At 31.1% G+C, this 13,526-nt stretch carries 11 protein-coding genes and 1 other annotated feature (1 of these 12 running past the window's edge); of the genes, 1 reads left to right on the forward strand and 10 read right to left on the reverse strand.

Annotated features, from left to right (window positions below; all coding sequences use genetic code 11):
• Positions 1-73: 73 nt before the first annotated feature.
• Genes CCE28_RS12045 through CCE28_RS12055 form a run of 3 tightly spaced genes read right to left on the reverse strand, consistent with a single transcriptional unit; the run spans position 74 to position 2,615 of the window.
• Entirely contained in the window at positions 74-778 is a 705-nt protein-coding gene (locus CCE28_RS12045; protein WP_095133974.1) for a zinc ribbon domain-containing protein, read from the reverse strand.
• 50 nt (positions 779-828) lie between these two features.
• Positions 829-1,935, reverse strand: a complete 1,107-nt coding sequence (locus CCE28_RS12050; protein ID WP_095133975.1) for a Nif3-like dinuclear metal center hexameric protein — start codon at positions 1,933-1,935, stop codon at positions 829-831.
• Positions 1,920-2,615 (reverse strand): tRNA (adenine(22)-N(1))-methyltransferase, encoded by a 696-nt coding sequence (locus CCE28_RS12055; protein WP_095133976.1) that lies wholly within the window; start codon positions 2,613-2,615, stop codon positions 1,920-1,922. The genes CCE28_RS12050 and CCE28_RS12055 overlap by 16 nt, the downstream gene beginning before the upstream one ends.
• A gap of 92 nt (positions 2,616-2,707) precedes the next feature.
• On the opposite strand from CCE28_RS12055, the gene CCE28_RS12060 reads away from it, so the two are divergent.
• The gene (locus CCE28_RS12060) at positions 2,708-2,890 is read left to right on the forward strand and encodes a hypothetical protein (RefSeq protein WP_095133977.1); all 183 of its coding nucleotides are present in this window, start codon (positions 2,708-2,710) and stop codon (positions 2,888-2,890) included.
• A gap of 59 nt (positions 2,891-2,949) precedes the next feature.
• On the opposite strand, the gene rpoD is transcribed toward CCE28_RS12060, so the two are convergent.
• The 7 genes from rpoD to CCE28_RS12095 form a co-directional block, all read right to left on the reverse strand.
• Entirely contained in the window at positions 2,950-4,035 is a 1,086-nt protein-coding gene (rpoD, locus tag CCE28_RS12065) for an RNA polymerase sigma factor RpoD (RefSeq protein WP_095133978.1), read from the reverse strand.
• A 27-nt stretch (positions 4,036-4,062) separates the two neighbouring features.
• Positions 4,063-5,886, reverse strand: coding sequence for a DNA primase (gene dnaG / locus CCE28_RS12070; RefSeq protein WP_207652900.1), 1,824 nt, complete (start codon positions 5,884-5,886; stop codon positions 4,063-4,065).
• Positions 5,887-6,434: 548 nt separating this feature from the next.
• Positions 6,435-7,436, reverse strand: a complete 1,002-nt coding sequence (locus CCE28_RS12075) for a deoxyguanosinetriphosphate triphosphohydrolase (RefSeq protein WP_095134127.1) — start codon at positions 7,434-7,436, stop codon at positions 6,435-6,437.
• A 145-nt stretch (positions 7,437-7,581) separates the two neighbouring features.
• Positions 7,582-10,167 (reverse strand): pyruvate, phosphate dikinase, encoded by a 2,586-nt coding sequence (gene ppdK / locus CCE28_RS12080; protein ID WP_095133980.1) that lies wholly within the window; start codon positions 10,165-10,167, stop codon positions 7,582-7,584.
• A 40-nt stretch (positions 10,168-10,207) separates the two neighbouring features.
• Positions 10,208-11,020 carry a pyruvate, water dikinase regulatory protein gene (locus CCE28_RS12085; RefSeq protein ID WP_095133981.1) on the reverse strand — a complete coding sequence of 271 codons (813 nt, stop codon included), beginning with the start codon at positions 11,018-11,020 and terminating at the stop codon, positions 10,208-10,210.
• Between the two features lie 2 nt (positions 11,021-11,022).
• On the reverse strand, positions 11,023-11,670 hold the full coding sequence (locus tag CCE28_RS12090) for a helix-turn-helix transcriptional regulator (RefSeq protein ID WP_095133982.1): 648 nt from the start codon (positions 11,668-11,670) through the stop codon (positions 11,023-11,025).
• A gap of 307 nt (positions 11,671-11,977) precedes the next feature.
• Complete coding sequence (locus CCE28_RS12095; RefSeq protein ID WP_095133983.1) at positions 11,978-13,366, reverse strand: glycine--tRNA ligase; 1,389 nt, start codon at positions 13,364-13,366, stop codon at positions 11,978-11,980.
• Positions 13,367-13,425: 59 nt separating this feature from the next.
• Positions 13,426-13,526 (reverse strand) — a binding site (T-box leader); it runs 76 nt beyond the window's last position.

Here is a 13,526-nt window from a genome sequence, read left to right on the forward strand (position 1 = left end):
TTTATTTACTTTTTCTTGCGACAAGTTACATCTTATCACAGTATTTAGGCCTTGTCAAAATCCTTTTTTTTCATTATTCTCCTAATATTACTACTATCCTTCTGCAATTAGGACATAATTCCATATTACCTTTATCAATTCTTTCTATTATTTCTATTGGTAGATCCATGTGACATCCACTACATATGTCATTCTTTGCATAAGCCATTGGCTTAACTTTTTTCTCTTTTATACTATAATATAATTCTAAGTTACCTTTCGGTATAATCCTTTTTATTTCTTCCCTTTCTCTGTTTAAATTGTATAGGTCTTTTTCTAATATTTCCTTTTTATTTTTTCTTTCTTTTAATAATTCATTTATCCTAGCCCCTATATCTTTTGCTTTTTTTACATACTTTCCTAATTCTTCTTCTACCTTTTCCTGGCTCTCAATTCTATCTAACATTCTCCCCGTATAGGCTTCTATACTTTCTTCTAATCTTTTTTCCTTTTCAATTAATAGTTCTAATCCCTTTGTGTCTTTAATTTCTCCGCTGTATAGCTTTTTCTTCATATCCTCTTTTGTGTTTTCCAGTTCTTTTATATGATCTTCTAATAATTTAGACTCAGTTTTATATTTTTTCTGAACAGATTTCATTTTTTCTATATACTTTCTTATCTTTTTATCTTGAATTATATACTTCTTTATATCATCTGCCTTCTCTATTACTTCCAGTTCCTTTTCCTTTTTTAATATATTAATCTCTATCTCTTGAAGCTCAAATAAGTATTTAACCATAAAAATCTCCTCCTTTTATATATACAAAAAGAATAGGCACATGCCTATTCTCATACAGTCTTAAATGGATTAATATTTAATTTGGATACTAAAACTTTCACATCATTATTAAGCTCTTTAGTTAAATATTCAGCCATCAAATCACACATTATATTTTCAGTCTCAAAATGACCAGCATCAATTACACAAATACCTAATTCTTTAGCATTTTGTGCATCATGGTACTTAACATCTCCTGTTATATAAAGATCGCAGCCTAGTGCATGGGCATTGCTAATAAAACTCGCTCCACTACCTGTACATAAAGCAACCTTCTTTATTTTTCTATCCATGTTTCCTACTACTTTTAATGATATAAGTCCAAGTTTATCTTTTATGTTTTTACAAACTTCTTCTAGAGTTGCCTCTTTTATAGTTCCACTTCTACCTAATCCATATTTCAATATGTTGTTTTCTAATTTAAATATATCGTAAGCCACTTCTTCATATGGATGGGATTCAATCATTTTGTTTATAACTTTGTTTAAATCATTTTTAGAAACAATAGTCTCTAATTTAGTTTCTTCTACATATTCTAATCTATCAGCGTCCCCTATAAAAGGCTTAGCTTCCTTTGTAGGCTTAAAAGTTCCCTCTCCTATACTTTGGAAAGTACAGTGACTATATTCCCCTATATGGCCGGCTCCTGCCCTACATATACTATCCATAACTTCATCTTTATGACTTGTAGGCACATATACTATTATTTTGTAATATTCTTCTTTCATAGTAGGTACTAATACTTTTTTATTTTCTAAACCTACTAAGTCTCCCAACAAATCATTAGTTCCGCCATAAGCCACATCTAAGTTTGTATGCATAGCATATACACTAATATTATTTCTTATTAATTTATGAATCATACTTCCTATGGGGTTATCGTTAACTACAGTTTTTAATTTATCAAAAATAAGAGGATGATGAGTTATTATCATATCAACCCTATTTTCTATAGCCTCATTTATAACTTCACTAGTCACTTCTAAAGCCACCAATATAGTATTTATATCACTATTAATATCTCCCACTAAAAGACCCACATTGTCCCATTTCTCCGCTAGCTTTTTAGGAGCTATTCTTTCTATACTTCTTATTAGACTCTTTAACTTTCTAGGCATTTTAGCACCTCTTTAAGCTTTTTTAATTTCTCTTTATGAATTATATACTTCTCATCTTCTTCAAAAGATTTTTGCTTACTTAGATTATATAATAATTTTTCATATTTGGCTATTTTATTTGTAACAAACTCCTTCAACAAAGGATCATTATCTTCTATCAACTTTATTCCCACATCAAAATATATGGAATCTTCAATGTACTCATGTCCTACCTTTGCCACTATGACTTCATACATTTTACCTTCATCCTTCACTAAGGCTTCCTTCTCTATCGTAAATCCATTTTCATTAAGCCAAATCCTTAATTCTTCTTGTGCTACCATAGGTTGTAGTATTAATCTATCTAAACTCTTGGCAATTTCAATACTTTCTTCTAGTATGGTACTTATTAATAGACCTCCCATACCAGCTATTATAGCCGTATCTACTTCTCCCATTTTTAGAGGTTTTAATCCGCTACCAATTCTTGTTTCTATTTTATCTTCTAGTTCATTTTCTTTAATATTTTTTTTAGCTATATTAAGTGGGCCTTCATTCACATCGCAGGCTATAGCCTTATTAACTATATTTTTCTCTGCCAAATATACGGGTATATAAGCATGATCAGTTCCTATATCAGCAATTTTTGCTCCTTCTTTAACAAATTTTGCTATTTTATCTAATCTTTTAGTTAATTTCATGTATATCTCCTTTTTAGTACTTTATAGTATTTTATCTTTTTCAATATATTTTAACTCATTTTAATGAAAAATAATTATAGGGAGGTTTTGATATGAATAAAAATAAAAATAACGCCCCTAAATCTTCTGTCCATTTTAAATGGGGTGGAACTACTTCTGACTGGCAAGCAGAAGCTCAAGAACTTTATGAAGAGACCAAACCCAAGGAAAGTCCTAAGGAAAAGAATGAAGACATAGAATATGGCTCCAGGAAGCAGCGTTGGTCTCCATTATAAATGTTCTACCTCGCAAAAAAAGTGTGACTAAGGTCTAAAACCTTTTGTCACACCCTATTTTATTCTAAATAGTCCTTTAACTTTTTACTTCTGCTTGGATGTCTAAGCTTTCTTAAAGCCTTCGCTTCTATTTGACGTATTCTCTCTCTTGTTACATCAAACTTTTTACCCACTTCCTCTAGGGTTCTAGCTCTTCCATCATCTAATCCAAATCTTAATCTTAGTACCTTTTGCTCTCTTGGAGTTAAGGTATCTAATACTTCTATTAATTGTTCCTTTAGCATAGAAAAGGCTGCAGCTTCTGCTGGTGCTGGAGCATCATCATCAGGAATAAAGTCTCCTAAATGACTGTCTTCCTCTTCTCCTATTGGAGTTTCTAAAGATACAGGCTCTTGAGCTATTTTTAAGATTTCTCTTACCTTTTCTTCTGGAAGATCCATTTCCTTAGCTATCTCATCTGGCTTAGGTTCCCTTCCTAATTCTTGAAGCAATTGTCTAGATACTCTTATTAATTTATTTATAGTTTCAACCATGTGTACAGGTATTCTTATAGTTCTAGCTTGATCCGCAATGGCTCTCGTTATTGCTTGCCTTATCCACCAAGTAGCATATGTACTAAACTTATATCCTTTTCTCCAATCAAACTTCTCAACAGCTTTAATCAGGCCCAAATTACCTTCTTGTATTAAATCCAGGAATAACATACCTCTTCCCACATAACGTTTAGCTATACTTACAACTAGTCTAAGGTTAGCTTCACAGAGTCTTTTTTTAGAATATTCATCTCCCAGTTCCATTTTCTTTGCAAGTTCAATTTCCTCTGTTGCAGAAAGAAGTGGCACCTTTCCGATCTCTTTTAAATACATTCTTACTGGATCATCTATATTAATACCCTTAGGGATAGAGATATCTATATTAACAGTTTCTTCTTCTTCAGTTTTTTCTTTTACAGTTTCCTTTTCTCCTACGATTTCTATGCCCATAGAAGATAGGTTATCATAAACCTCTTCAATTTGTTCCTTATCTATGTCAACTTCTTCTAAAGTATTCATAACTTCCGTATAGGTAAGCATTCCCGTTTTTTTACCCTTATCCACTAGTTTTTTAACTAGTAGCAGTTTTTTGCTATCTATTCTCTTGCTCATTTTAAGATTCCCTCCCTTCAAAGGCCTCTACATCTTTTTTAGTTCCTTCAATATTTTTTCGTAGTTTATGCATAACTCTCTTATCCTCACAATCTCTTCTTTAGATTTCTTTTCTTTTTTTTCTATGATTTTAAGTTCCTTCTCTATGCCATTCTTTTCTAATATGAGTCTGTGTTTTTTTATAGTATTTACACAATCTATTAACATCTTATCAACATTATCTTCCGGCAAAACAATTTTATTTACTTCATGGAATAATCCTATTTCTTCAATTTCCAATTCTTTTAATATTTCATCTTTATCTAAAGAATTAGTTTCGTAAGCTCTATATACAAATTTTGCTATGTTTTTTATATTAGAACTTATAAACTTGTCATAAGTGAAATTGTTTTTTATTTCCTTGTACATGTGTTCATTCTCTATAATTAATTTTAAAAGTATTTTTTCAGCTTCAAAATACCCTTGCTTTTTTATTGGTTTTTCAGGTATAATGTTATATTTATTATTATTCCTATCTTTTTTGCTTCTATACTTTTTAAAACTTTCAGGATTTTTCTCTTTATTATTGCCATAAAATTCTTTATTTATAGCCTTTCTAGAAATTCCTGTTTCAGAAGAAATTTTGCTAATATATGCATCTACTTCCACTGGACTTTTGAGATTTTTAAGTATGGGAGTAATCTCTTGAACAAACTTAATGGACCCCTCCGTAGTTTTAATATTATACTTTTCCTTAGCCAAACTAATCTTATATTCAACTAAAGTTAAAGCACTATTCACATACTTTATAAAAGCCTCTTTGCCATGCTCTTTAACTAATTCATCTGGATCTTTAGCACCCTTAAGGCTTATAACCTTAACCTCACATCCTACTTCAGTTAGTATATCAAGACCTCGTAGGGTAGCCGTTTGCCCCGCCACATCCGAGTCATAGCATATGTATGTTTTGTCTGCATATCTTTTTAATAATTGCCCTTGTCCCTTAGTTAGTGCCGTACCTAAAGATGCAACAGCATTTTTAATTCCTTTTTCATATAGGGATATTACATCCATATATCCTTCGACCACTATTATTCTTTTATTATCGTTTATTTCATTCTTTGCAATATTTAGTCCAAATAAATTATTACTTTTATTAAATACAGGAGTTTGTGGTGAATTTAAATATTTAGGCATTTCATTTCCTATTGCTCTAGCTCCAAATCCTATAACCTTCCCCGTAGTATTAAATATTGGAAATATAGTTCTATTTCTAAATCGATCGTAAAATCCCTTTTTTTCTTTTTTCTGTAAAACCAAACCAGACTTATATATTAATGATTGATTATATCCTTTTTTTAGTAAATATTTATTTAAAGCATCCCACTCATTTAAGGCATATCCTAATCCAAATTTTTTTATTGTCTCTATACTTAGACCTCTTTTATTTGAAAGATATTCTAAAGCTTGGGCGCCTCTTTTGTGTAAATTCTTGTAATAGAAGATGGCTGCTTCCCTATTGAGCTCATATATCTTTGTTTTTTCTTCTACAGCCTTTTTTTCTTCCTTGTTTAAAGTTTTTTCTTCGATGTTTATACCAACTCTATTTCCTAGGAATTTTAATGAATCTATAAAATCCAAGTTCTCTTTCTTAGATATGAACTCAATCACATCTCCAGCTTGGCCACATCCAAAGCAATGATATAATTGCTTGTCTTCTGAAACTATAAAGGATGGTGTCTTTTCATTATGAAATGGACATAACCCCTTATGATTTTTTCCATTTTGCTTTAGTTGCGTATAGCCAGATATTATTTCTATAATATTATTTTTACTTTTAATTTCATCTATTAAATGTTCATTTACATTCATATTCATCACCTACATAGTCCCTTTATGTACATTTTCTCCAAACAGATTAAATTTCCTTCTTCATTTAGCAATTACTTATCCATTACCTCTAGGACTATGTTTAAAAGATATTTTAACCACATGTGCTTAAAATATTTCTTTTACACCTTATTTATTAACATTCCCTCCTTTTAAGAAACTTCTTTCTTAAATTCTTCGAAGAAGTAATTTCCATTTTCTTTCTAAGTTCTTTTATATTTATGGATTGAAAAAAGCTTTCCATTGGAAGATATTAAAAATATCATCCTTCATTAATAATAGTCATATCAAAGGCCTAAGAAACATATTTATACATATTTCTTTTGTGAAGCACTTGGTGACATGACTTGTATTAATGGGATAATTGTATATATTGTTTTTACTAAATCTACATCTATATAGAAACATGTTTGTCTACATTTATTTCCTTTTTTCTACATTATCTTTAATCCACGTCTTTCAATATTCGACACCCAACTTCTTAATCCTTCTTTAATTTATACAAAATATAAAATCCAAAATTTTCAGAACTATTCCCTCCACACTTTAGGAACAAATATATCCATATATTTTTTTAATGCATATTTGTCTGTCATGCCAGCCACATAATCTTTAACAGCCTCTACTAATCTATTTTCTTGTACTTTCTCAACTATTTCTATTGGCAACTTTTCCGGCTTTTCTAAGAAATAATAATATAGTTCTTTTATAATATTTTGAGCCTTTTTTTCTTCCTTCTTAGCTTTGGGGTTTAAATATACTTCTTTAAACATAAATTCTCTTAATTTGTCCATATATATTTTCATTTCTTTGCTTATTTGTATTCTATCTTTATTATCACTATTATTAATTATATCTAGTATCATATTATTTATTCTAAGACTATGGGTATTTCCTATTTTTTCAAGACAATCCTTAGGTAATTGAGATTCTTTTAATATGGATCCTCTTATGGCATCGTCTATATCATGATTTATATAAGCTATTCTATCACTTATTTTCACAATCTGCCCTTCCAAAGTAAATGGTTCCTTATTGCCTGTGTGATTTAATATGCCATCCCTTACCTCATAAGTCAAATTCAAACCAAACGCATCTTTCTTTTCTAAGAAATCTACTATTCTCAAACTTTGTTCATTGTGCTTAAATCCATTTTCATGAATCTCATTTAAAATTTCCTCTCCACAATGACCAAAGGGAGTATGACCCAAATCATGACCAAGTGCTATAGCCTCTGTCAAATCTTCGTTTAAGTTTAAGGCTCTTGCAATGGTTCTTGATATTTGTGCCACTTCTAGGGTATGGGTTAGTCTAGTCCTATAGTGAGCCTTTTCTGGGGCTATAAATACCTGGGTTTTATCCTTTAACCTCCTAAAGGATTTTGAATGTATTATTCTATCCCTATCCCTTTGATATACAGTTCTTATGTCACATCTTTCTTCTAATTTTCGTCTCCCCTTTGACAAGTATGATTTAGCTGCATATTTAGATAGTTTTTCTTCTCTTTCTTCTGTTAAAACTCTCCCATTCATAAGCATACCCCTTTCATACCCTGGTAATATAATATTATACAATTCTTTTTTTTTTATTCCTTTTAACATACCCATAAAATCTAAATTCTAACAAAAGCGAAATGACATGGCTAAAAATATTATTTAGCCATGTCATTTATAATTATTATCTATTTTTTTCTTTTATTACAGCTACAGCTGATGCAAGTCTTGCCTTTGGTATTCTGTATGGTGAACAAGATACATAATCTATATCTAGTTTATTTATAAACTCTATAGATTGTGGATTTCCTCCATGTTCTCCACAAACACCTAGTTTAATATTTTTCTTTGTCTTTCTAGCTAAATCTGAAGATATTTCTATTAATTTACCTACTCCCTTTGTATCTAATACCTCAAATGGATCCTTCTCAAATATATTTTTGTTTCTATATTCGTTTATAAACTTACCTGAATCATCCCTAGAAAAAGCTAGTGTAGTTTGTGTTAAATCATTAGTTCCATAAGAGAAGAAGTCTGCTTCCTCTGCAATTTCATCAGAAGTTAGAGCAGCCCTTGGCACTTCAATCATAGTACCAACTTTATAGTCTATTCTCACGTCCTCTTCTTCAAAAACTTTTTCAATTTCATTTATTATTAAGTCCTTTATGATCTTTAATTCAGTCACATCGCCAACTAAAGGTACCATAATTTCTGGATTCACTGTAAATTCATTAGATTTACTTACCTCTATAGCTGCTTGCATAATAGCTCTTACTTGCATTACATATATTTCAGGATAAGTAATTGCAAGTCTACAACCTCTATGCCCTAACATAGGGTTAAATTCCTTTAAGCTCTCCACTCTCTCTTTTAACATTTCATAATCATATCCTAGTATCTGTGAAAGATTTTTAATATCCTCTTCACCATGTGGTAAGAATTCATGAAGTGGTGGATCTAATAATCTTACAGTTACAGGCAATTCTTTCATCACATTAAATATTTCTACAAAATCTTTTCTTTGGAATGGTAATAATTTATCTAAAGCTTCTTTTCTCTCCTCTATTCCTTCTGCTATAATCATATGTCTTACTGTATTGATTCTTTCTTCATCAAAGAACATATGTTCTGTTCTACAAAGGCCAATTCCCTTAGCTCCCAATTCTATAGCAACTTTCGCATCACGTTCATTATCGGCATTAGCCCTGATTCCTAACCTCTTAATCTCGTCTGCCCAATTCATGATTGTCTCAAAATCATCAGTTAGTTTTGTAGCTTCCGTTTCTACAAGACCCTTATATACAACCCCACTTGCTCCATCTATTGATATATAGTCCCCTTCTTTTATCTCTATATCATTAGCTGTTAAAGTTTTAGCTTTCTCATTAATTGATAATTCTCCACATCCTACTACACAACATTTTCCCATTCCTCTAGCTACAACAGCAGCATGAGATGTCATTCCTCCATGAACCGTTAATACTCCTTCTGCCTTAATCATTCCCTCAATATCCTCTGGAGAAGTTTCTTGTCTAACTAACATGATCCTTTCTCCCTTTTCAGCTTCCCTAACCACATCTTCTGCAGTAAAGTATACTCTTCCACTTGCCGCTCCTGGAGATGCGCCTATTCCTTTAGCCATTTTAGTTGCATCCTTTAAGAAATCTTCTTTAAAAGTAGGGTGAAGAAGTTGATCTAATTTATCTATCTCTATTCTTAAAAGAGCTTCTTCTTTATTTATTACTTTTTCTTCAACTAAATCTGTTGCTATTTTAATAGCAGCCTTTGCAGTTCTTTTTCCCGTTCTAGTTTGTAATAAGTACAATTTCTTATCCTCAAAAGTAAACTCAATATCTTGCATATCTCTATAGTGATCTTCTAATAATTTTGTAATGCCAACAAATTCTTCATACAATTCAGGCATAACATCTCTAAGTTCTGATATGTCCTTAGGAGTTCTTATTCCTGCTACCACATCTTCCCCTTGAGCATTAGTCAGAAACTCTCCAAATAATACCTTTTCCCCTGTAGATGGATTTCTTGTAAATGCCACACCAGTACCTGAAGTTTCTCCCATATTACCAAATACCATAGCTTGAACATTTACTGCAGTTCCTATTTCATCAGGTATATTATTAATCTTTCTATAGATTATAGCTCTTTGATTATTCCATGAATCGAAAACTGCTCTTATTGCCATCATAAGTTGTTCTTTAGGGTCTTGTGGAAATTCCTTTTTAGTTTCCTTTTTTACTATTTTTTTATATTGTTCAATAATAACCTCTATGTCATCTTCATTATTGTTTATAGAATCAAAATTATATTTTTCAATGCCTAACACTACATCGGAAAACATTTGAATAAATCTTTTATAACAATCATAGGCAAATTCCTTATTATTAGTTTTTTCCCATAAAACTTTCACAGTTTCATCATTTAATCCTAAATTTAATATGGTATCCATCATTCCTGGCATGGATATGGCTGCCCCTGATCTTACTGATACTAACAATGGATTTTCATTTGAACCAAGTACTTTGTTAGTTTCTTCTTCTATTTTAGCCACATGCTCTAATATTTCATCTACTATATGAGTCTCTATTTCCTCTCCATCTTCATAATACTTATTGCAAGCTTCTGTAGTTACAGTGAATCCAGCAGGCACAGGTAAACCAATTTTTTTCATTTCAGCCAAATTAGCCCCTTTTCCTCCTAACATGCTTTTCATAGATTTGTTACCTTCTGTGAAAGAATATACAAATTTATTCATTTTATTAATCCCCCTAGTATTTTTTTCTAATCTGCTTTTATTATTTATTAACTGTTCTTATTATATTCAAAATAATATTTGCACTTTCTTCTACTGCCTTATTAGATACATCTATAATTGGACATCCTAATCTTTTCATTAAGGATTCAGCATAATCTAATTCTTTTAATATTCTATCCATACTAGCATAGTTAGCCTCACTACCTAATCCTAGTGCCTTTAAACGTTCTTGTCTTATTTCATTTAATTTTATTGGATTTGTAGTCAATCCTATTATTTTTTTAGGATCAACATTAAAAATTTCTTCTGTAACAGGAACTTCTGGCACTAATGGTACATTTGCCACCTTTATGTTTTTATGGGCCAAATACATACTAAGCGGAGTCTTTGAAGTTCTTGATATTCCTACTAATACAATATCTGCCTTTTTTAGACCACGAGGATCTTTTCCATCATCATATTTAACTGCAAATTCAATTGCCTCTACTTTTTTGAAATATTTTTCATCTAACTTTCTGATAAGACCAGACTCATATTTAGGTTCCTGATGAAGAATTCTTTTTAATGGATCTATAAGAGGTGTCATTATATCAACAGTTTCTATATTATTCTTTTTAGCCTCATTAATTATTAAATTTCTAAGTTCTGGTACTACCATGGTAAATACAATTATACTTTTTTCTTCCTTTGCTTCATTTATAATTTCCATTATATGTTCTTCATCAGAAATATATGGAAATCTCTTAATTTGAAAGTTTTTACACTCAAATTGACTTATGGCTGCCCTTAGTACTTGTTCTCCTGTTTCCCCAATAGAGTCCGATAATATATATACTAATAAATTTTTTTCCATACTTATTCCTCCTTGCTACTTTTTAATTCTGCAAATAGTCTAGTTATATTAGTCTTAGATATTCTTCCTATTACTTTTAAATATTCTTTGTCCTTTTCTTTTATTGCATCTACTACAGGCATACTATCCACCTCATGTTCTATTAATTTCATAGCAACCATTATGGCACTTTCATCTGCTGATACGGTTATTATATTAGGCATTCTAGTCATAATGAGACTTATGGGAACCTTGTGCATATCTATTCCCCCCATTAAGCCCCTTAAAAAATCTTTTCTAGAAGCCACTCCAACTAAGTATTCTTTTGATATTACAAATATGGTTCCCACATCTTCTAGAAATAATTTTGTTACGCCTTCATATACACTCTCTTTTTCATCCACTAATACGGGAATGGACATTATATCTTTAACTGTAATATTTTTCATATAATCTAACTTCAAACTGGCATTATTTTCACCGGAGTAGAAATATCCAACCTTTGGTCTTGCATCTAAAATACCAGTCATAGTCAAAATAGCCAAATCCGGTCTTAATGTTGCCCTTGTTATATTTAAAATCTTACCTATATTTTCACTAGTTATAGGCTGGTTTTCTTTAACTATATTTATTATTTTTTCTTGTCTATTTGTTAGTCCGATTTTTACCACCCCTTTATATGTGTTATACTTTTTATTATTTGTGTTATCCTACATATAGAATTCTAGCAAATTTTTCATGTTATTTCCACCTTTTTTTTAAAAAAAATAAAAAAAACATAAAAACATATGACCTGCGGGACCTCATTGTTCCCACAGGCATATGTTAACCCAATCCGAAAACCTTCTTTTAGAGAGGCAGGAGAATGATTCCCCTACAACCCCTTACTTTTTTACTTATCCACAGATTGGAAAATTTATAATTTCCTTGTAAGTAAAAAAATATGACAGAAATAATTATTTCTGTCATACTAATTAATTAAAATTTAATTTTTTCTTCAATATATTTATCTAATTCATCAATCTTAATTCTTACCTGTTCCATTGTGTCCCTATCTCTAATTGTTACAGATTTATCTTCTAATGAGTCAAAATCAAAAGTTATACAAAGTGGTGTTCCTATTTCATCTTGTCTTCTGTATCTCTTACCAATACTTCCTGTCACATCATAATCTATCATGTACTTAGAAGCTAGCATTTTATATACCTTCTCAGCTTCCTCACCTAATTTCTTAGCAAGTGGTAATACTGCTGCTTTAAATGGTGCTAATGCAGGATGGAATTTAAGAACCGTTCTTGTCTTTCCATCTTCTAATACCTCTTCTTCATAAGCCTCTGTTAAGAATGCTAATGTAACACGATCTGCACCTAATGATGGTTCAATACAATAAGGAACGTATTTTTCATTAGTTGTAGGGTCATGATAAACTAAATCTACACCAGAGTGCTCAATATGTTGCTTTAAGTCAAAATCAGTTCTATCTGCTATTCCCCAAAGTTCACCCCATCCAAATGGGAATTTAAATTCTATGTCAGTAGTAGCGTTACTATAGTGAGATAATTCATCCGCATCATGATCTCTTAATCTAATACTCTCTTCACTTATATTTAAACCTAATAACCAATCTTTACAGTAGTTTTTCCAGTAGTTAAACCATTCTAAATCTTCTCCTGGCTTACAGAAAAATTCAAGCTCCATTTGTTCAAACTCTCTAGTTCTAAAAGTAAAGTTACCTGGTGTAATTTCATTTCTAAATGATTTACCTATTTGTCCTATTCCAAATGGCATCTTCTTTCTACTAGTTCTAGCCACATTCTTAAAGTTTACAAATATACCCTGAGCCGTTTCAGGTCTTAAATATATTTCTGACTTAGAATCATCTGTAACCCCTTGATGAGTTTTAAACATTAGGTTAAATTGTCTAATGGAAGTATAGTCTAACTTTCCACACTCCGGACACTTGATTTCATTTTCATGGATATATTTTTCCATAGCCTCATTAGACCATCCATCAACTACAGCTTCTTCTCCCTTTGTTGCCATGAAATCTTCAATTAATTTATCTGCTCTAAATCTAGAATTACAATCTTTACAATCAAGTAGTGGATCACTAAATCCTCCCACATGACCTGATGCTACCCAAGCTTGTGGATTCATTAAAATTGCTGCATCCAAACCTACGTTATAAGGAGATTCTTGAATGAATTTTTTCCACCATGCTTTTTTAACATTATTCTTTAATTCCACACCTAATGGACCATAATCCCAAGTATTTGCCAATCCTCCATAGATTTCTGATCCTGGGAATACAAAACCTCTATTTTTACTTAAAGCAACTATTTTGTCCATAGTCTTTTCCATAGCCATATAAATGCCTCCTTTAAATTATTCATAATTTTACAATAAAAAAACTCCTTCATCCCTGAAAAAGGGACGAAAGAGTTACTTCCGCGGTTCCACCCTAATTGATACATAATCATATGTATCCTCTTTTTTCTAGTAGCTCAAGAGCTCCCTTCACCAAGGT

The sequence above is a fragment of the Anaeromicrobium sediminis genome, assembly GCF_002270055.1.
Classification (GTDB): Bacteria; Bacillota; Clostridia; order Peptostreptococcales; family Thermotaleaceae; genus Anaeromicrobium; species Anaeromicrobium sediminis.